Raw genomic sequence first — 21,204 nt, 5'->3', positions numbered from 1 at the left:
TTGCAACTACGGTATCAAAAAAACGATACATTTAAGCAATACAGTAGCATGAATAATGTTGAAGACAATAATAGAAAGCAAGACTGAGCAGTACATAGATAAAGCTGAACAATTTGATACATGTATGATGTTTAAGGAATGAGCCATAGTAAGGTGTATTTTTGAGCTGGTAATGAATATAAAGACAAGGCAGGCTATTTATTAATGATGAGCAAAGTGATTGACTGTTTAGATGAGTTAACGAGCTTATGTATAGTCGAACCACTATTAAAGTGTTACAGCGTTAGACTCGTTTAGCCTACTACTGTAGTACTTGCACTCGTCTGCCTTGTACCACTTTTAATATTGATTGACTATAGATAAACAACGGTCTGGTTTTTTAGAATGATAACGCTTGATCATCAACCCAAGAGATAAGATTAAAGGAGAAACTAACGAGGTAAAATAAACTGCTTGTTTTTATTAAAAAAGCGTCGATAAATGAGCAGCGCGCTGATGGTACAGCCAAGTGTGCTACTCACACAGATCAAAAACATCGTGATTATCTGATAGCGGACCGCTTGGGTGGGGTCAGCACCAGCCAGTATTTGCCCCGTCATCATACCGGGCAAGCTGACAATACCGACGACCAACATGGAGTTGAGCGTTGGGGTCATGCCATTTGTGATTGCGGCACGAATCTGCTCATGGACGGCCTCAAATGGTCGAGCTGAAAGACTCAGCATCATCTCAATGCGCCCTTGCTGCTCATGAAAAGTTTCAATCAGCTGATTGCTCGTTAATGAGATGGCTGTCAAAGAGTTGCCCAATATCAGCCCCAGTATAGGAATAATAAATTGCGGCGTATACCAAGGCTGTACTCTTAGGATAACGATCATCGCTACCGCAGTGACCAGTGTCGCTGAGGTACCTACGGCTATTAGCGTATCGGTTAGCAACCCTTTATAGCTGCGTTTGACACGATTTTTGGCAGCACTTCCGGCAATCAGGGTCATAATGGTCAAAATCAGCAACACTTCGTACCATTGTTCGCGTGCAAAAATCCATGCCAGTATCAGACCGATAAAGCTAAGCTGCACAATGGTGCGAATAGCAGCTATCAACAGCGTTTTTGTCAGTTTTAAGCGCAGTTGCCATGAGATGAGTAGTACGATGATAATCATACAACTGGCAAGGGCAATATCGCTGTAAGTTAGAAATACTTGCATATCATCCATACCATTCATGAGCGCTCATGATAAAGGGGTAAAAAAGATGGGAGTATAATGAACGCAATTTACTCAAGGTTTTGAGCAAGCGTTTAACGATAGTATTTTAGAATACCTCAGTTAGTACACCTGCTTGCATATGCCAATGTCTACTGGCCAATGACATAACCTCTTTGGTATCGTGAGTTACCCATAATAACGAGCGCTGCCTGTTGGCCTGCAACCATCTCATCAGCAAGCTGACCAACTGCGCTGAGGTGTCGATATCTAGCGCGGCGGTTGGCTCATCTAGTAATAGTACTCGCGGATTGAGTTGTAGTAGGCGTAAGGTATTGACCAGCTGACGCTCACCACCCGATAAGTGGTTGGCCTCTTGTTGCAAAAAGTCTGCATTTTTATTCAAAGACGCAAGTTGGGTCAAATGCCAGTTTATATCAAAACTTTGGGTCTGATGCGCGTCTAAAGCATAAGGCGTCTTTAAATTATCAAGGACATTGCCCTCTAACAGCTGTGGCTGTTGAGCAAGCAGCGCCACTTGCTTGCGCCAAGTAATTGGCGATGTGGCGTGAATGCTTTCATCTCGCTGATGTGGCGTGGCATCACTACGCAAATGAATATCACCAGTGCTCATCGGCAACAATCCTGCCAGCACCCGCAAGAGGACAGATTTGCCACTACCAGAAGCCCCTGTCAACACGGTGATTTGTCCTGATAGTAGCTTGCCACTCGCACCGTTTATCAATATGCGGCTATGAGGCGATAGTCCATCAGATAGCGCATTTTTTTGTCGCTTATTTAACCACCTTTGATAGAGTTTATGCGGTACAAAGGTTTTTGTCTGTTCACCACTACTATGCTTAGGATTATCGCTACCGACTACCGGCCTGCCATGCACCCAAAGATTATTAAATTCAAGCAAGGGTCTATCAGGATCAATGCGCATAGCGTTCTACAGTCGCTCGTTCGTTTGCTCACTAATCGCCTGCTCAATGGCATCTCGTAATTCTTTTGGTACACGGATAGGGCGCATGGGTGTGGTATTTACTGCGTTGTCAGCTTGAACATGATTTGTATTATCATTTGTCATCGGCTCTGGTTTGACAAGGTTTTGTACACAAGCAATGACGATCTTAGTGCTACTTAATATCTGGCTAGTGGTTTTGTCTGTAGCGCTATTATCTGATGTGCTGCGATGAATGCTTTGATAAAATATGATGCTGGCAGGCTTTAGCTCTACTTTATCGATGCGTACAGTAATGATTTCATCTAAGAGAATGGCTCTCTTGTATTGTAAATCCGCCTGACTCACGACAAAATGCTGTATGTCGCCATCATCAGTTTGCAAAAAATAACCGTTTAAGCCCAGTTTGGTAAACCAATCACGGCGGCAGTTTTCAAAAAACACCAGATGGTTGGCATGATAAACGATGCCGCCTGCATCCGTATGGTTGATGTAGACGTTATAATCTTTAGCAAATAGTGGTTCAATGTCGTTATTTACGGCTGTATTTGTATTTTTATGCTCAGTTGTCGTCATAACGGGCTCAGTATTTTTGATAAAGGTTGTTTAGCGAACGTAATTTATATATGGGGGCAAATAAGAAACCCGACAAAAAATAGTCTCTATTATATTTATAATAAGCGCTACTCTAGCTCAAGATATAAAGCCATGCAACAGCTAGGGCGGCCTAGGTCTGTTATCATAGACATTTGCATCGCATACATCTATATCAGCATCGTATTTTAATCAATCAGTATAGGACAGTTTATGACCCGTTTTGTCAGTTTTAATATCAATGGTATCCGCGCTCGCCAGCATCAGCTTGAGGCAGTGCGCGAGGTAATCGATCCTGATGTCATGGGTCTACAAGAGACCAAAGTCCATGACGATCAATTTCCACTTGATGACATAAAAGCTCTAGGATATCACGTAGAGTATTTCGGGCAAAAAGGACATTATGGCGTGGCATTACTGTCAAAAGTTGCGCCTATATTTGTACAAAAAGGCTTTCCTAGCGAAGATACCGAAGCACAAAAGCGCTTTATACATGCACGCTATGAGCTTGAAGGGCGTGAAGTGGATGTGCTGAATGGTTATTTTCCACAAGGAGAGAGCCAAGACCATCCGACCAAATTTCCGATGAAGCGTGCTTATTATGCAGATTTAATGGCTTATATTGATACACTAAAGGCAGAAGGTCGTTCGATCATTGTCATGGGAGATATGAATATTGCACCAGAAGACATAGATATCGGTATCGGTGAGGTCAATGCAAAGCGCTGGTTAAAAAATAGAAAAACCTCATTTTTGCCAGAGGAACGCGAATGGTACTCAGCATTAATGTCGCGTGAGTTGACCGATACGTACCGTTTGCATTATCCAGAGAGTACCGAATTATACAGTTGGTTTGATTATCGCAGCCGCGGCTTTAATGATGAACCCAAGCGCGGTTTACGTATCGATCATATTTTATGCACATCAGACCTCGTTAGTGAATGTATCGATGCTGGCATCAGCTATGAGCTACGCGCTATGGAAAAACCCTCTGACCATGCACCCATTTGGTCGGCATTTGATCTAAAAAAACCGTAATATTTATATGATGTTTATCACATCACCTAAAAACAACGATAAAAATTGAAAAATAAGGATTTTACTATGTCTGTTGGAAACGTAGCAGTGCCTGATATTATTTTTCCCATTGATGGCATTAAGCTGAGCGCAACTGCCGCGGGCGTACGTTATAAAAATCGTGATGATTTGGTCGTGATTGAAATCGCTGAACAGGCCTCGACCGCAATTGTCACGACCAAAAATACATTTTGCGCCGCGCCTGTACGTATATTACGTGAGCACTTTACCAAGGCTAGTCCGCGCTATTTGGTAACCAATACAGGTAATGCAAACGCAGGCACGGGCGCTGATGGTAAACGCCGCGCTACTGAAATTTGTATTGCCTTGGCTGAAAAAGCTGGCGTAGAGGCTAATACAGTACTGCCATTTTCTACTGGCGTGATTGGCGAGCCATTAAATAGTGACGCGGTCATTGCAGGTTTAGACGATGCGTTAGCAAACTTAGCCTCTGATAACTGGTTGGCTGCTGCTAACGGTATCCGAACGACAGATACTATCCCTAAGCTTGCAAGCCAAAAAGTCGACGTTGCAGGTACTAGCTATCATATCACTGGCATGTCAAAAGGCTCAGGCATGATACGTCCAAATATGGCGACTATGCTGGGTTATGTCGCAACCGATGCCAATATCGCGGCCGACTTATTGCAAGAGATGCTAAGCGCTATCAATGAGCAGTCGTTTAACCGTATTACCGTTGATGGGGATACATCGACCAATGACTGCTGCGTATTGATTGCGACAGGCGCTGCCAGCTCAGAGGTGATTGATAGTCCAGCGCATCCGCATTATCAGGCCATTTTTGATGCACTGCGCGACGTCTTTGTACGTTTGGCACAGCTCATTGTCCGTGACGGTGAAGGGGCGACCAAGTTTATGACGGTTAAAGTGACTGGCGGGCAGACCACGCAAGAGTGCTGCGATGTGGCTTATGCTGTGGCGCATTCACCACTGGTAAAAACGGCATTCTTTGCAAGTGATGCAAACTGGGGGCGCATCTTGGCGGCAGTCGGTTATGCTGGTATTGACGACCTAGACACCGAGCAAGTTGATGTGTATTTAGATGAGGTGATGATTTGTCAAAATGGCGGTGTCGCGCCCAGCTATACAGAAGAAGCAGGTAAAAAAGTCATGAGCCGCGCTGAGATTGCCATTCACATTGATCTTGCTCGTGGTGATGCTAGCGATACGGTGTATACCTGCGATTTGTCATACGACTATGTCAAGATAAACGCTGACTATCGCAGTTAGAAACGGTCTTAAAAATTTCAATCTTGACAGATTTTTTAAATCTATTTATAAAAAGCCAGAGTAATGATTGCTCTGGCTTTTTTGTGTCTAATACTAAGCTGTTATCAAATTACTCTTTTATTCAATACGCTTTATTAACATCAGTTGCAAAAGCTGACGTTACTTTACAAAGCAGTCATAGAGAGTAAGGTGAGTTGCGACCTATACTTGCTGGGGTAAACAGATGATATTCACTACACCGCTAGTAAAGCTGGCTAGAGATTTCAATTAGCGTGACTCTAAATATCATCATGGTAGAAAGAAGCTTTGTTGTATGAAGAAATGCAGTAGAGTTTTTAAAATAATAAATTTAGATAGAAAATGAAGAATTATTACCAATTATCTGAGGATTGAATAATGAAAAGATTAGCACTTGCAGCATTGATGACAACTTTTGCTCTTACTGGTTGTTCTACTATGGACATGGACAATGAACGTACAATGGTTGTAGAAGGACAGCCTATGAACGTCAAAGTGGTCAATATTCCAAGTTTTGAAGTAGAAATCGCACCGCGTAAAGCAGTTTGTGACCTGACTGCAACAGACGGTACGATGGTTGAATCACAGTGCCTACAGTATCGCCAAACTTATCAGAAAAACTACACCACTTTAAGTGGTAACATTCAAGGCTTCACTTATGAGCCAAACTACCGTTATGTATTAGATGTACGCCAAGAAGCAGTCACTGCTGAAGGATCTAATGTGGTCAAACCAGTTTGGATTTTAAACGAAGTCGTTTCAAAAACTGCTGAATAGTACAGCTTGAAAGTATACAACTAATAAAAAGGCCGCTAATATATAGCGGCCTTTTTATTGATACGATATCTGCTGCTATGATGAGATAGCGTGGTTAAAGGTAACATTTATCAATTACATTAACATTGACTATAGTTAACACTAACGCCGCGCGTCGCAGTAGGAATTCTATTATAAGCATAGACAGCTAGGCCACCACGAGCGGTCTCTTTATATTTATCAGACATATCAGCACCTGTCTGCTTCATGGTTTCTATAGCCTTATCCAAAGAGACGAAGTGCTGGCCATTTCCTCTACAGGCTAGACGTGCTGCGTTGATAGCTTTGACCGCCCCCATGGCATTGCGCTCGATGCAAGGCACCTGCACCAATCCACCAATAGGGTCGCAGGTTAGACCTAAATTATGCTCAATACCGATTTCTGCCGCATTTAAGCATTTAGCTGGTGTGCCGTTCATGATTTCTGCTAATGCAGAACCTGCCATCGCACACGCCGATCCAACCTCGCCTTGGCAGCCGACTTCAGCACCAGAGATTGAGGCATTTTGCTTGATTAGGCTACCGATAGCGGTGGCGTTCAATAAAAACTTGCGGACACCATCTTGGCTATAGTTAGGTAAAAAATCACGATAGTAGTGCAATACTGCAGGAATAATACCTGCTGCACCATTGGTGGGTGCGGTCACAACTTTGCCGCCATTGGCGTTTTCTTCATTGACGGCGAGCGCGTACAAGTCTACCCAATCCATGGCGGCTAATTTATCAGTTTTGGTGATAGGTTGGTCTTTTTCCGCAGACAGTTGCCTGTGCAAATCTTGTGCGCGGCGTTTGACATCCAAGCCGCCTGGCAAAATACCGCCATTTTCACAGCCTTGTTTAACGCAATCTTGCATGACCTCCCAAATACTATCTAGGTAGGCAAATACTTCTTCTTTGTCATGGAAGTGGCATTCATTGGCCAGTACTAATTCGCTGATGCTCAAATCATACTGACGACATTGTTCTAGTAGTTCTGCTGCATTATTAAAAGGATAAGGAACGCTATCGATCGTTGGGCTGGCATGATCTTCATCTGGATCGGTGGCATCTTCTTCATTGATGACAAAACCACCACCAATCGAATAGTAGGTCTGCTGATAACGAGTACCGTCAGTCGATATAGCACGAAGCGTCAGTGCGTTAGGGTGATAGGGAAGGACAGTATCGTCGTACCAATAAATATCCTGCTCTGTATCAAATGCAATCGTGTGAATACCTGACACATTTAATGTCTTGCCAGAAAAAATAGGAGAAAGATAGCTGCTGGTCATACGTGTATCGATGGTGCTAGGTGTATGACCAAGTAACCCTAACAATATGGCAGTATCTGTTGCGTGCCCTTTTCCTGTCGCCGCCAAAGAACCATAAAGCTCGATTTCAATCTTTGCGATAGCCGTCAGTTCCATTTGCTTGGTCAATGAGGCTAAAAATAAATTGGCTGCCACCATTGGTCCCACTGTATGTGAGCTCGATGGACCAATGCCGATTTTAAATAAATCAAAAATACTAATCATAATGAGTTACCGAAAATTCAAAGGCTTGAACAATTGTGATAATTGCCTTGAGCGCTTTTATTGAAAATATAATAGGCAGTCGTCACTCTCAAGGCCCACTACAGAAGACTTGTGAGCGACCGACTATAAAAATATTGCTATTAAAGAGTACAGATGGTGACTGAATAATCACTTTTATTTATTTTGAAACTCCGCTATCATGCTCGGAGTCAACGACTATGTAACATCCTGTAAGTCAGTACCGCTATTAAGTATGCTAGCTTGTAGAAGACAAAAAGTATTTTTGATAGTACATATTAACCTGATATAACTAGCAAGACTTGGCTATCATACCAAATAATACTTTTGGTTTGTCATATTACAACATAAATGAATGAATTGGGATGACATATTATGGGTAGAGGATTATAACGTTTTTCTACCTATATGACCTGCTATCCATACAACCCTGTCTATCAGCCTCTCAATTTAGCTCAGTTTTTACTTTATCAGTTATTTTAGCCTATTACCTCAGCTCACATAGGACACGCGCGCATGCCATCTCAAAAAGACCCATCATCAGCTTCAGACAACAGCGCCCAAAATCAGTCAGCTCACAATGCATTGGAAGCTGCAGGTATTGATTCAGCAGCCATCAGTTATCCGCACAATCCAGATTTTGAAAATGGTCGCTGGTTTCCGACATGGCGACCTTACAAAGGTGATTTGGATCGTGATCCAGTGGGTATCAATGATTATCTGCCACCGTCAAAGAGTGTATTACTTGGTATACAACATACATTTGCCATGTTTGGTGCGACCGTCCTTGCGCCATTATTGATGGGATTTGACCCTAACTTAGCCATTTTGATGTCTGGTATCTGTACGGTGATGTTTTTTATGATCACTGGTGGGCGTATGCCAAGCTACTTGGGATCAAGCTTTGCTTTTATTGGTCCAGTGATTGCGGTAACTGCGTATGCAGGGGCAGGGTTCAATGCCAATTTGAATGTCGCGCTAGGCGGTATCATGGCCTGCGGTATCATTTATGCCCTGATTGGCCTGTTAGTGATGAAAACAGGCACTGGCTGGATTGAGCGCTTGATGCCGCCTATCGTCACTGGTGCTATTGTCATGATTATTGGTCTTAATTTGGCACCAGTTACTATCCAAGGGGTTTCTGCCAACCAATTTGATGCTTGGATGGCTACGTTGACCGTACTACTCATCAGTGGAGTGGCGGTATTTACCCGTGGCATGTTACGTCGTTTGCTGCTACTCGTGGGTTTGGTATTATCATACATCGCTTATTTTGTGATGACCAATATCCTAGGTTTTGGGACGGCAATTGATTTTAGCGCAGTCGCTGCGGCTGCATGGTTTGGTCTGCCCAGCATCCATACCCCACGCTTTGAGATGAGCGCTATTATTCTCATTGCGCCTGTCGCCTTTATTTTGGTCGCTGAAAACTTAGGTCACTTTAAGGCAGTGGAAGGTATGACCAAGTCTCGCGTGACCCCTTATATGGGCCGAGCATTTTTTGCCGATGGCTTGGCAACGACTTTCTCAGCAGGATTTGGCGGTACAGGTGTGACTACCTATGCTGAAAACATCGGGGTGATGGCGGTCACCAAAGTATATAGCACAACGATATTTGTCGTCGCAGGTGTGGTCGCTATTATATTAGGGTTATCACCAAAATTTGGTGCCATTATCCAAACGATACCAGCGGCTTTATTGGGCGGCGCTTCTATCGTCGTTTTCGGTCTGATCACGATCGCTGGGATAAAAATCTGGATCGACAGCCACATTGATTTTAGTAAAAACAGCAATCTGATCATCGCGGCAGTGACCGTAATCATGGGTACAGGTAACTTTAGCTTGCACTTAGGTGGTTTTGATTTGGGTGGTATTGGTACTGCCACTTTAGCCGCTATTGTGTTGAATGCTTTATTTAATAAAAGTTCTGACGTTAAATAAGTAATGCTGATAAGATTAAAATTTGAGCCTATCGAATAAAAATAGTAAACGTATATCTTCTCTAATAAAAAGCGCCCATGCTATGAATAGTATGGGCGCTTTTTATTAAATGTCTGCGTGAGACAATCGTATCAATACTACTTAATTACTTATAGTCTCGCTTATAAAATCTTGAAAAAAATCGATAGCGGCGTAGCGCGCGTGGTTTTGGTTTTAGTGACCCTAAATAAATAGCAAGCATGGTTAACAAGGCGCCGCCCCATTGTAAGCCATTGATAGGTTTGTCCAGCCAGCTATAGTCAATAACCAAAGCGGCGATGGGTTCAGTTAACAATAACAGACCCGTCAATGCAAGAGACAACTTAGGAATAGAATAAGCAATCAGACCCCATGCCAAACACTGCATCACTGTCCCGTAGATAAGCACCCAACCAATCTCAGACCTTGTGTTGGGCAAGATATGACCTGTATCGAATATAAACATAGGCACAATCATGGCTAAGACGCCACCGATACTAATCAGCTGCATCAGCATAAATATCGGTGTCGGTTCGGTATCATGTGTCTTTCGAATAAAAGTCATCGACGCACCTAGCATTGCTCCTGACACAATACCCGTGACAAATCCCCAAGTGGCAGCGGAATTGTATGCAAATTCAGGACTGCCTATCATTGCAACGCCCAGCATCGCTAAAAATAAACTGATGATCTGCACGATAGATTGGCGCTCATTGAAATATAAAAAACCAATGGCAGCTAAAAAGAAGATTTGTAAGCTATTGAGCAGGGTTGAAATACCAGGACCCACAGCATAAATACTCTCGTGCCAAAGCGCCAAGTCTAATCCTAAAAATGCACCTGACAATAAACCATAAAAAATAGCACGTTTTGATTGTGGCATCTGTTGGCGCATCACCTTGGCTAAAATCGCAAAGACAATACCTGAAATGGCCAGTCGCCAAAATGACATCGCCCAGCCACCGATATCGACGTGAGCGACAATCAGACTGCCCAGCCCAAAGATAATACAACCGATAACTAGACCAATAGGGGCAGCGCGTGAAGAAGCAGTCGCCATAAAACGTCCTTATATTATTATTCTTATGGTCCTAGACCAATGTGAGGGTTAGCCAAAGCCCTATTGTCGTGGTTTTAAGCAAAAAATAAAATGGCAAAACCAAAATTTATTCTGGTTATTAGATAGATCGTTGCTGTAGATAATTTATTAAACCAAATAGTACGAAAAAGTCTCGTAGGCAGTAGAACCATCTTGTGACCTTACTCACACAATAATGCTTGTACAACAGCGCTTATATAATCGAGTCACATCCTTACAGGAATGATATTGGCTCTGATATCGCAATTTGTTAGTCTAGTACTCATAAAATCACCAGTCATGATTCGCTATATCAAACAATATTATTTGCCTAGGTTTGCTTATGCTCCGACATTTTATGTCAAAAATACAACCAAATGTGACCTCTTGTTTGCCTCTAAAAATATCGCAATTTAGCTTTGCGATAGGTATCGTCTCTAGTGCATTTTTTTTAATGCCTAGCGCACAAGCGGCCAGTTGCAAGCTCCCCAAAAGCTACTATAAAAATGTCTCTTGTACGTCTACTAGCGGCTATTTTTTAGCAATCAAAGATTTTGGTGCGCCAGTCGCTCTGATTGACAGCAAAGGTAAAAGGGTCGTTGATTTATCACGCTATCAAAAAGTCGATGCCGACAAGATATCGGGCGGGCTACTACCTGTATTGCGCAACAGTCGGGTCGGTTATCTCAATATGCAGGGACGCGAAGTCGTGCCTGCAATGTACGATATGCTCACAGGAAATCAAGGGTGGGCGCGTCCAGTATCTGAAGGACGTATCGTCGTAAAAAAAGATGGTAACTACGGTGTTATCAATACCTCCAACAGCACGGTTGTCTCGTTTTCAGCATCGATTGACGAGATCGATGATTATCGTAATGGGAGGGCGCGCGTCCGTAAAAACAGTGTGATAAGTTGGTTAGATAAAAATGGTAATGCAACGCGTGATCCAAATGCTCAGGATAAGAGTCAGTCGGCTAAAAAATCCACAGCTTCTACTAACAATACGTCATCACAATCAAGACAACCTGCACCTACACGTTTTACGACATTACAATCACGTCAGCAAGATGGAAAATGGGGCTTCGTTGACGACAACGACGTCACGATGATTACCTATTCGTTCGATGAAGTCCGTCCATTCTCTGAAGGATTAGCGGGCGTTCGTATCGGAGAGGAGTGGGGCTTTGTTAATCTGGGCGGTGAGCTAGTGATTCCTTTTCGCTTCACTAATGATGGGGTATTAACTGATGATAATTATAAGGGTCAACCCTCATTTGTATTTACAGGTGGTAAGGCATGGATCGGCAATTTAAAAAACGGCAATAAAATGTGCATCAATAAAGAAGGCACAGGTGTCAGCTGCGATTAGCGTTATATCCATAATCTATAATTGGTATACAACGAAAAAGAGTGTAAACCCTATTCGTTATCGATAGGGTTTACACTCTTTTTTATGGCTAATGTTACTATAGGCGAATAGCTATTTTTCTAACAAATGATTGCTAATCAAATCGACCATATAAGGCTGATAATATTCTGGAATATCATGCGCCATACCTTCGATTAAATGAAACTTGGCATTAGGAATGGTTTTTGCCACTACTCGACCTTGTGACGCCGGTAGCAGTCCGTCAGCGCTACCGTGTAAGACAATCGTTGGTGCTTTGACTTGCTTACTAAAGCGGCTGATAGAGCCTGATGCCAAGATAGCATTGAGCTGCTGCACCGTACCGAGTGGGTGAAAATTGCGTTGATAGCGGATTTTGGCAATTTCACGCACCATGCGCACATTGACGTGACCTGGTGTGCCAACCGTTTTCATAAACCAGACACTATGGCGTACGATATCACGCTCAGAGTGGCTCTCTGGACGATTGATAAGGGTGTATAGCTGCTTAGGTCTTGGCGGTTTTAAAAATGCTCGATTGGTCGTGGTAAACATAAGCGCCATACGCTGCACCAAGCTTGGATAACGTGCCGCCACAATTTGAGCAATCATCCCGCCCATAGAGGCACCAAGCAGATGCGTTTTGCCAAGCTTTAGCGCCTTGATCAACCGGGCGGTGTCTTCTGCCATGTCAGTCAAGTTATAAGCCACCTGAGTGCTTTTGTTCGATAGCCCCGTTTGTAGGCGTACCATCATTTTGAGCTGGTTGATACGCGGTAGGCCCTCGATCTGTACTTTAGAAGACAGGCCGATATCACGATTGTCAAAACGGATCACAAAAAAACCAGCATCAATAAAGCGCTTAATAAAATTGTCTGGCCAAAATATCATTTGCGAACCCAGTCCCATGATCATCAGTAGGGGCGGATTATTAGGGTTGCCACCTGCTTCGACACACAACTCTATACCATCACCAATATCAATCATCGCTTGATGAAGGTGTTGGCTAAGATCGGAGTCGCGCCACTGATGTTCCCCAAACCGTTGCCATTCAGGAGTAGGGTAAAAGTCTAGAGTATTGTCTAAACTGGTATCTGACGTTTCCGGCAATTTGGCACTATTAATGTCATTTGATGTTGTCATGAAGTGTCCTAATTAGAGGGTCATCTACTACAGCTCAAGCATCTCAAAATCAAGCTTGCCGACACCGCACTCAGGGCAGGTCCAGTCATCAGGGATGTCTTCCCATTTGGTGCCAGGGGCAATACCTTCTTCAGGGCAGCCAAGCGCTTCGTCATAGATCCAGCCGCAGACAATACATTCATAACGTTTCATAAATAGTCCTATCGATCATTACCAGTGTCACAGTGCGCCATAAACGCTTATATTTCGTATTACAGTCAATTATATTAGACGGTAAAAGCGCACGTAGTTTAGCATATAACCGTTATTTTCATAGTTAAGTTTACACTTGTATATTGAGATGAAATTGGCTTTTATCAAGTCCATCATCTGTACCATTGTACCGAAGCGAAGTACGATCTTGGGCTATAAGCCGCCATAAAAAAGCCAATCATGCTATAATAACGGTCGCTAAATTGACACTGTCAGCCATAATTGCCTGCTGATCTATCAGTGTCTAACTATTGTCCAAGCCATATAACATATACAAGCTAAGGGTTTTCATGAGTATTAACGCCGCCACATCTGCCACTACCGAAAATGAGACGACTCCAATGCTCAATACAGACCATCCGTTTTGGCAGATTATTCGCACAGTACCAGACTTTCCAAAAGTCGGCATTGATTTTTATGATATTACCCCGTTACTGCGCAGTCATATTGATGCTGTCATTGATGCGCTGCTTGCCGCATTGCCAGAGGGACTGATGGATGAGGTGGATTGCTTAGGGGCTGTTGAAGCGCGCGGGTTTGTATTTGCCAGTATGCTGGCAGGAAGATTGGGTAAGGGTATGATCTTGCTCCGCAAACCAGGTAAACTGCCACCACCTGTCGCTAATAAAGCATATGCGCTTGAGTATGGCAAAGACACGCTTGAGATGCAAAATAATTTGCCACCTGAACGTGTACTACTGGTCGATGATATCTTGGCGACTGGAGGCACATTGACGACCGCTTATGAGTTATGCCAGTCAGCCGATCATACTGTGGTCGGCGCATTAGTTTTATTAGATTTGGTTGAGCTACATGGCGAGTTCCCAGTACCTGTCTATACGGTATTAAAGGCGTAAGTCTGATTGTTCAAGAGAGTTTATAGAGTATAAAAAAGCGCCCTGAAAATCATCAGGGCGCTTTTTTTGTGGTGAGTCTAATGGTATTACGATTTGTTTTGCTCATAGCTTTTACAGGCGTACTCGATCAGCGTGCGACCAACCGTCTTTGGTGTGGTGATCCTAAAGTCTTTGGTGGTCAGTATAGGCTTTTCTGATTGCCACGACTTAATGACTTTATTATCAGCGCTATAATCGACGTAAGCTCTTTTATAGTAACTGAAATCTTTACAAGAAATCAGTAATTGCTGATCGCTATGATGGATGGGTTTTTCTTTCACTGTGCTCTTATCTTTTTGCGTAGGATAGGTTCTTAGCAAAGAGACAGTGATATTTTCGACGTCTTTTTCGTCTATGATGTTGATGTCAGAGTGTTCGATAGAGTCTACATCTAAGCTAAACGTCGATCCAGAGTCGCTCTCGGTCACCTCGACCCAATTGACCGCATGGGCGCTGGTCACTAAAACACTGCCTGCCAATAACATTGATAGCCGTTTCATACTTAAGCCTTGCTTCTTGTTATTTGAAGTCGCTCATGATAGCCAACTTACTGTGGGCAGGCAAATATCTTTTGTGCCAGACGAGTGCTTATTGTGTCTCGTTTATTGCCCGCGGATGGCCGCTAACGTCTTCGCCAGCTCATCACGTGCCCCAATAAAACCATCAATACCTTTTGGTAATAGGTCTTGTGTGACTGTGTCTTGCTGATAGGCCGCGCTAAACTCTTCATGCGTCAAGCTCACTTGGCTCATCGCTTGCATATCCATGGACATGCTCGGCGATAACTGACGAGGCACATCAATATCCATGACTGCCAGCTCATCGATTAGGTTGGGCGCAATGGTCAACAAATCGCAACCTGCAAGTGCCAATATCTGCTCAGTTGAGCGGAAACTCGCCCCCATGACTTGCGTATGATAGCCATGCTGCTTGTAGTATTGGTAAATAAGTTTGACAGATTGTACGCCCATATCCTCAGAAGCTGGTACATTTTGGCGATTTTGTTGACGTTTTTGCCAATCTAAAATACGCCCTACAAAAGGAGAGATGAGCGTCACGCCCGCATCTGCGCAGGCGATTGCTTGATGCTGACCAAATAGTAGGGTCAAATTGCAGTGGATGCCTTGAGTTTCAAGATAACGTGCCGCTTCAATGCCTTGCCAAGTTGCTGCCATTTTGATCAATACTCGCTCTGAGTCGATACCAGCTTTTTGATAAGCGTCCATAAACCCAAGGGCCTTATCGATCGTCGCTTTAGTATCATAAGACAAACGCGCATCGACTTCGGTAGAAACGCGCCCTTCAACAAGCGCCAAAATATCACAACCAACTTGAATGGTCAGGGCGTCAATCACTGCATCGACATCGCCATTATGGCGGCTCATTGTTTCTGATAGCATACCTTGGTTATCAGGATGAATGAGGGCTTTGGTGATGAGGCTTGGATTGGTGGTCGCATCGATAGGTTTTAGTCGGGCAATAGCAGCAAGGTCGCCAGTATCAGCGACAATGGTCGTCATGGTACGTAATTGTTGTAATGCGCTCATCAGATATCCTTTTTCTTATTAATGATGTGGTGCTCCTCTTATAAATGACAGGGGAGGGAGCTGAATGGAAACTGTAACACAGTTTTCTACGTGTGTTTGCTCATAGTTGTGCTATGTGCCACTGTCATATTACTTAACTGTGATAATATTAATAATAATTTGCTGGCTTATCACTATTTACGAATGGGCACTGACCTGAGTTTTTGCTATAGTAGAGCCGGTCATCCGCTGGTCTGCTGTACTTGGCGACCAATATAACAGTAATACCAGAGAACGCCAATGACGTGCGATATTTCTGATAGACTGTTTTTGGATGATGGTTAAAATAGTTTTGGTCATTGACCGCTATTTACCAATGACTTCATAATGACACTCTCAAGCACTATCGGTATATAGAGATAGTCGAAGCATTTAAAAAACACAGTAAAATTTAGCAGATATTCATATCTAAATATTAATAATACCTAACAGTGATAAAATCTAAAAAGGATGGGCGGTAATGAGCGAGCAGTCACCAGAACAAACCATGGATAATCTAAATCAAACCGCCGCAGGCGCTAGCGGCACCGCAACTGAAAAAGAATTTTTAGATAATATTCGCCAAAACATTGATGCGGTCGACTGCGAGATTCAAACACTCATCAATAATCGTGCCAAGCTGGCGCAACAAGTAGCAGCGGTAAAGAAAAACCACACGGCCGCTGATGACAGTAGTGACCCTATTTTTTATCGTCCTGAGCGTGAAGCACAGGTGCTAAAAGCGGTCATGGAGCGCAATACGGGTCCAATCGCTGACGAAAAGATGGCACGTTTGTTTCGTGAGATTATGTCGGTATGTTTAGACTTAGAAGCGCCGCAGCGTATTGCTTTCTTAGGACCAGTTGGCACCTTTACCCATGCCGCTGCATTAAAGCATTTTGGTAAAGCTGCTGATACCGTGCCAATGACGACCATTACCGATGTATTCCGTGAGGTTGAAGCGGGCACGGCGATGTATGGCGTTGTCCCTGTCGAAAACTCTTCAGAAGGGGTGGTCAATCATACTTTGGACGGATTCTTATCTTCTAGTCTAAAAATTATTGGTGAAGTTGAACTACCGATTCATCAAAACTTCTTGGTCGCTGAGCATACTAAGCTTGATGGTTTGAGCCGTATTTATTCGCACCAGCAGTCATTGGCGCAGTGTCGTCATTGGCTAGATGTGAATTTCCCTAATGTGGAGCGCGTTGCGGTATCAAGCAATGGTGAAGCGGCGCGTCGCCTCAAAAACGAATGGCATTCAGCAGCAATCGCTGGCGACGTTGCGGTTGCAGAGTACGGCTTGCATAAGCTTTACTCAAACATTGAAGACAATCCAAGCAATACCACCCGTTTCCTTATCATCGGACATGAGGCCATTGCGCCTTCTGGTCAAGACAAAACCTCCATCGTGGTCTCAGCCCATGACAGAGCTGGTGCATTGATCGAAATCTTGAAACCGTTATCATATCACGGCGTCTCGATGACCAGTATCGAGACACGTCCTGAGCGTCCTAATAAGTGGGCATATGTGTTCTTTATTGATATGAACGGTCATATCAATGATCCAAATGTTAGCGCCGCTATCAACGATATTCGCCCATTGGTAAAAGATCTGCGCATCTTAGGCTCGTATCCAAAAGCAGTATTATAAAGATATATTGGCTCATCTATTAGCTTGTTTATCTATCGAGATTGACACCTACGAGATTGATACCTAATAGATGGGCGATCGCATTTAGTGATAACCTCCAAGGATAAACCATGCAGCCTGATCAATTGACAGCGTCAAACCTATCGCCATTAACGCCAGCTTATGACAGTATTCTGGCGTTGGCACCTTATCAGACAGGTAAACCAATTGAAGAGCTGACGCGCGAATATGGTGTCTCAGATGTGGTGAAGCTGGCTAGCAATGAGAACCCGATGGGGTGCTCACCGCGAGTGACACTAGCCATCACTGAGCAGCTTGGTCAATTATCACGTTATCCTGATGGCAATGGCTATTATCTGAAGCAAGCGTTGGCTGACTTTAATGATGTCAAGGTCGAGCAGATTACGCTTGGCAATGGCTCTGATGATTTGCTCGATATTTTGGCACGTAGTTTTGTGGGTGCTGATGATGCTATCGTCTATAGTCAGTATGCGTTTGTGGTCTATTCTATGCTGGCAAAGATGCAAGGCGCGATGGATGTTGAGGTGCCTGCTCATCGGTTTGGTCATGACCTAAAAGCCATGAGCCAAACGGTACAAGATAATCCCAATACCAAAATCGTCTTTATTGCCAATCCCAACAATCCAACGGGCACGCAGTTAGAGCAAAAAGAGCTGCGCCAGTTCGTTGCCAGTGTGCCAAGCTCAGTCTTGGTGGTACTAGATGAAGCTTATATCGAGTATAGCCCTGAGAGTAACAACCGCGCATTGTTAGATGAGTTTGATAATGTCATCATTGTGCGTACGTTTTCTAAAGCTTATGGGCTGGCAGGTTTACGTGTGGGCTATGCCTTAAGCTCAGTAGCTGTTGCAGAGTTATTGAACCGAATTCGTCAGCCATTCAATGTCAGCCGTGTAGGCCTAGCTGCTGCCGCTGCAGCACTTGCTGATCAAGATTTTATCGAAAAAACGCGCCAGATGAATGATGAGCAAATGCGTTGGTTAGAAAAGCAGTTTGATACATTAGGATTGGGTTTTGTGAAGTCGCATGCCAATTTTATTATGGTGGAAGTGCAGGTTGAGATGGAAGATATAACTGCCGCTTCAATCCATCAAGCACTCCTTGAGCAAGGCGTTATTGTTCGGCCATTGGGCGCTTATGGGCTGCCAAACTGGTTACGCATTACGGTAGGTGTGGCTGAGGACAATTTACGTTTGATTGATACTTTGCGTTCTATTCTCAGTGAAGACTAGAGCATGTCCCCAATTCAAACGTTTATCACCATTTTTAAAATAGGGACATGTCCTCATCACATCCATCGATATGTTTTGATCAAAGGTATTATTTAGTAAGAAGTGATCTTAACTAGCCATTAACTTATATAACGCTGGAATTTACCGAAATTTATCCGAGCGCGTTCAACGAGAAAAGCCGTGAGTCGTCAGAAAAAAAACAATCTTCAGCCCTCTTTAAATATGCATCGACCTATCTTCGAACAAGTTTGTGTGATTGGACTTGGGCTCATTGGTGCTAGCTTCGCACAAGCTATTAAAGATAATGGCTTAAGTGAGCGACTGGTCGCAGTCGATAGGCATGCACCAAGTATTACAGAAGCTATCGAGCATGGTCTGCTTGATGCTGGTAGTGCAAACCTACAAGACGTCATAAGCGGTAGTGATTTAATCATCATTGCAGTGCCTGTACAGGCAGTACAAGCAGTGTTTGTAGATATCAAACAGGCAATGGATAACGGACAGCTTGCCGCTGACTGTATCTTAACCGATGTTTGTAGTACCAAAGTCAATATCATTGACGCGGCCAAAGCGGTGTTTGGTCCGTTGCCGGTAGGTCTAGTGCCAGCGCATCCAATTGCTGGGGCTGAAAATTCAGGGTATCATGCCAGACGCGTCAGTTTATTTGTCAATCATAGTGTCATCATCTGTGAGCTAGCTACCACAAGCAATGTCGCGATTACTAAGTTGCGACTATTGTGGGAATCAGTGGGTGCAAATGTCATATCGATGGATGCAGGTCACCATGATCGTATATTGGCGCATACCAGCCATTTGCCGCATCTGCTTGCCTTTAACTTGGTTGAGCAATTGGCAAGCCACGATGATAATTTAGATATGTTTCGTTATGCTGCCGGTGGGTTCCGCGATTTTACGCGTATCGCCGCAAGCGACCCTAAAATGTGGCATGATATATTTTTTGCCAATCAAAGCGCCATTGTGAGCGCCCTTGATGAGTATGGTGTCTATCTGCAAACCATGCGCCAGCTCATCATTGATAAAGATTCAACCGCCCTGATGGGACTTTTGGGCCGCGCGCAAGCCGCACGGCGTCATTTTGGCCATATGTTAGCCAGCACCCCTTATACGGATACTTCTGCCATGTCAGCTTCTTATAATATTACCCCTAGCAATACTGTCTCTGGCACCATTGCCATTCCTGGTGACAAATCTATCTCGCATCGCAGCATCATGCTTGGCAGTCTTGCCACAGGCGTAACCCACGTTACTGGATTCTTGGAAGGGGAAGATGCCCTTGCAACGCTGCAAGCATTCCGTGATATGGGTGTGACCATCGAAGGCCCTGATAATGGTAACTTGACCATTCATGGTGTCGGTATGAATGGCCTAAAGCCTAGCAAAACGCCTTTGTATATGGGTAACTCGGGCACGAGCATGCGCCTGCTATCTGGTATCTTGGCGGCGCAATCGTTTGATAGCGTATTAACGGGTGATACTAGCCTAAACAAACGCCCGATGGAGCGTGTGGCTGCACCGTTACGCACGATGGGTGCCGTCATCCAAAGTACGGGTCATAGTGGTACGGCACCGCTTAGCATTACGGGTCGTGATACCGCTGGTAAGCCATTGCAAGGCACCGAATATGATATGCCAGTGGCGTCAGCACAAGTAAAATCTTGCTTGCTGCTAGCAGGTCTATGGGCCGAGGGTACGACAACGGTCACTCAGCCTGAGATCAGCCGTGACCATACCGAGCGTATGCTATCCGCTTTTGGTTATCCAGTAATTGTAGAAGGCAACCGTATCAGTGTCACCGGTGGCGGCACACTAACAGGTGGCGATATTGCGGTTCCTGCTGATATCTCATCTGCGGCGTTTTTTATGGTGGCTGCTGCTATTAGCCAAAATAGTGAGTTGACCTTGACGCAAGTCGGTATCAATCCTACGCGTACTGGCGTTATTGATATTCTAAAATTAATGAATGCAGATATTAGCCTAAGCAATGAGGCCCATGTTGGCGGCGAGCCGGTGGCTGATATTACGATTCGCAGCTCAAACTTGGTCGGTATTGAGATACCAGAGCATCTCGTACCACTAGCAATTGATGAGTTCCCTGTACTGTTTGTCGCGGCTAGCTGTGCCAAAGGGCGTACCGTCTTGACTGGTGCTAAAGAGTTACGCGTCAAAGAGTCGGATCGTATTGCTGTGATGGCTGAAGGTTTACAGACGCTTGGCATCGATTGTACTGTCACTGATGATGGGCTGATTATTGAAGGCAAAGGCACTGCTACTGAGAACGGCGATATAAATAATAGCCAGCCTGTTTTTGGTGGTGGTCACATTGTCTCGCATCATGACCACCGTATTGCGATGAGTTTCTCTGTTGCGAGTCTGCGTGCTGCTGAGCAAATTACCATTGAAGGGGTTGAGACGGTCAATACCAGCTTCCCAGGCTTTGCTGAGCTGGCTAACCAAATCGGTATGTCTATTCAAGTGGATACTGATGCTGAATAAATGAGTGAGTGTGGATCAACATTTTCCTATAATCATGTACTGTAAA

General features: G+C 44.1%; 18 protein-coding genes. 9 read left to right on the top strand and 9 right to left on the bottom strand.

The window, feature by feature from the left end:
* Positions 1-431 precede the first annotated feature (431 nt).
* From PSBA01_RS12605 to PSBA01_RS12595, 3 genes are all read right to left on the bottom strand, one after another.
* A complete protein-coding gene (locus PSBA01_RS12605) occupies positions 432-1,226 on the bottom strand; it encodes an ABC transporter permease (RefSeq protein ID WP_186474625.1) in 795 nt (264 codons plus the stop codon).
* 88 nt (positions 1,227-1,314) lie between these two features.
* Positions 1,315-2,151, bottom strand: a complete 837-nt coding sequence (locus PSBA01_RS12600) for an ABC transporter ATP-binding protein (RefSeq protein ID WP_186474624.1) — start codon at positions 2,149-2,151, stop codon at positions 1,315-1,317.
* Between the two features lie 6 nt (positions 2,152-2,157).
* Complete coding sequence (locus tag PSBA01_RS12595; RefSeq protein ID WP_186474622.1) at positions 2,158-2,745, bottom strand: hotdog domain-containing protein; 588 nt, start codon at positions 2,743-2,745, stop codon at positions 2,158-2,160.
* Between the two features lie 231 nt (positions 2,746-2,976).
* On the opposite strand from PSBA01_RS12595, the gene xthA reads away from it, so the two are divergent.
* The 3 genes from xthA to PSBA01_RS12580 all read left to right on the top strand — a co-directional run bounded on the left by xthA (position 2,977) and on the right by PSBA01_RS12580 (position 5,886).
* On the top strand, positions 2,977-3,801 hold the full coding sequence (xthA, locus tag PSBA01_RS12590; RefSeq protein WP_186474621.1) for an exodeoxyribonuclease III: 825 nt from the start codon (positions 2,977-2,979) through the stop codon (positions 3,799-3,801).
* 66 nt (positions 3,802-3,867) lie between these two features.
* Positions 3,868-5,091, top strand: a complete 1,224-nt coding sequence (gene argJ, locus PSBA01_RS12585; RefSeq protein WP_186474620.1) for a bifunctional glutamate N-acetyltransferase/amino-acid acetyltransferase ArgJ — start codon at positions 3,868-3,870, stop codon at positions 5,089-5,091.
* 396 nt (positions 5,092-5,487) lie between these two features.
* Entirely contained in the window at positions 5,488-5,886 is a 399-nt protein-coding gene (locus PSBA01_RS12580) for a DUF4377 domain-containing protein (RefSeq protein ID WP_058024290.1), read from the top strand.
* A gap of 119 nt (positions 5,887-6,005) precedes the next feature.
* On the opposite strand, the gene PSBA01_RS12575 is transcribed toward PSBA01_RS12580, so the two are convergent.
* The gene (locus PSBA01_RS12575) at positions 6,006-7,439 is read right to left on the bottom strand and encodes an L-serine ammonia-lyase (RefSeq protein WP_186474619.1); all 1,434 of its coding nucleotides are present in this window, start codon (positions 7,437-7,439) and stop codon (positions 6,006-6,008) included.
* 534 nt (positions 7,440-7,973) lie between these two features.
* Between PSBA01_RS12575 and PSBA01_RS12570 the strand changes: the two genes are divergently transcribed.
* On the top strand, positions 7,974-9,398 hold the full coding sequence (locus PSBA01_RS12570; RefSeq protein WP_186474618.1) for a solute carrier family 23 protein: 1,425 nt from the start codon (positions 7,974-7,976) through the stop codon (positions 9,396-9,398).
* A gap of 145 nt (positions 9,399-9,543) precedes the next feature.
* Here PSBA01_RS12570 and PSBA01_RS12565 read toward each other — a convergent pair whose 3' ends face one another.
* On the bottom strand, positions 9,544-10,476 hold the full coding sequence (locus PSBA01_RS12565; RefSeq protein WP_186474617.1) for a DMT family transporter: 933 nt from the start codon (positions 10,474-10,476) through the stop codon (positions 9,544-9,546).
* A gap of 376 nt (positions 10,477-10,852) precedes the next feature.
* Between PSBA01_RS12565 and PSBA01_RS12560 the strand changes: the two genes are divergently transcribed.
* Positions 10,853-11,863, top strand: a complete 1,011-nt coding sequence (locus PSBA01_RS12560) for a WG repeat-containing protein (RefSeq protein ID WP_228724593.1) — start codon at positions 10,853-10,855, stop codon at positions 11,861-11,863.
* 111 nt (positions 11,864-11,974) lie between these two features.
* On the opposite strand, the gene PSBA01_RS12555 is transcribed toward PSBA01_RS12560, so the two are convergent.
* Both PSBA01_RS12555 and PSBA01_RS12550 read right to left on the bottom strand, forming a co-directional pair.
* Complete coding sequence (locus tag PSBA01_RS12555; protein ID WP_186474614.1) at positions 11,975-13,024, bottom strand: alpha/beta fold hydrolase; 1,050 nt, start codon at positions 13,022-13,024, stop codon at positions 11,975-11,977.
* A 27-nt stretch (positions 13,025-13,051) separates the two neighbouring features.
* Positions 13,052-13,216, bottom strand: a complete 165-nt coding sequence (locus tag PSBA01_RS12550) for a rubredoxin (protein ID WP_057759803.1) — start codon at positions 13,214-13,216, stop codon at positions 13,052-13,054.
* 350 nt (positions 13,217-13,566) lie between these two features.
* On the opposite strand from PSBA01_RS12550, the gene PSBA01_RS12545 reads away from it, so the two are divergent.
* Positions 13,567-14,133, top strand: coding sequence for an adenine phosphoribosyltransferase (locus PSBA01_RS12545; RefSeq protein ID WP_083328800.1), 567 nt, complete (start codon positions 13,567-13,569; stop codon positions 14,131-14,133).
* Positions 14,134-14,219: 86 nt separating this feature from the next.
* Here PSBA01_RS12545 and PSBA01_RS12540 read toward each other — a convergent pair whose 3' ends face one another.
* Positions 14,220-14,672 (bottom strand): surface-adhesin E family protein, encoded by a 453-nt coding sequence (locus PSBA01_RS12540; RefSeq protein WP_186474613.1) that lies wholly within the window; start codon positions 14,670-14,672, stop codon positions 14,220-14,222.
* A 102-nt stretch (positions 14,673-14,774) separates the two neighbouring features.
* On the bottom strand, positions 14,775-15,719 hold the full coding sequence (locus PSBA01_RS12535) for a transaldolase (protein ID WP_186474611.1): 945 nt from the start codon (positions 15,717-15,719) through the stop codon (positions 14,775-14,777).
* A 499-nt stretch (positions 15,720-16,218) separates the two neighbouring features.
* On the opposite strand from PSBA01_RS12535, the gene pheA reads away from it, so the two are divergent.
* The 3 genes from pheA (at position 16,219) to PSBA01_RS12520 (ending at position 21,158) form a co-directional block, all read left to right on the top strand.
* Positions 16,219-17,391 carry a prephenate dehydratase gene (gene pheA / locus PSBA01_RS12530; protein ID WP_186474609.1) on the top strand — a complete coding sequence of 391 codons (1,173 nt, stop codon included), beginning with the start codon at positions 16,219-16,221 and terminating at the stop codon, positions 17,389-17,391.
* Between the two features lie 110 nt (positions 17,392-17,501).
* Entirely contained in the window at positions 17,502-18,644 is a 1,143-nt protein-coding gene (gene hisC / locus PSBA01_RS12525; protein ID WP_186474607.1) for a histidinol-phosphate transaminase, read from the top strand.
* A 222-nt stretch (positions 18,645-18,866) separates the two neighbouring features.
* On the top strand, positions 18,867-21,158 hold the full coding sequence (locus tag PSBA01_RS12520; protein ID WP_186475544.1) for a bifunctional prephenate dehydrogenase/3-phosphoshikimate 1-carboxyvinyltransferase: 2,292 nt from the start codon (positions 18,867-18,869) through the stop codon (positions 21,156-21,158).
* The last annotated feature ends 46 nt before the right edge of the window (positions 21,159-21,204 follow it).

Source organism: Psychrobacter sp. KCTC 72983, assembly GCF_014280455.1.
Classification (GTDB): domain Bacteria; phylum Pseudomonadota; class Gammaproteobacteria; order Pseudomonadales; family Moraxellaceae; genus Psychrobacter; species Psychrobacter pacificensis.
The sequence above is the reverse complement of the archived record's forward strand: the minus strand, read 5'-3'. Positions and strand labels throughout refer to the sequence as shown.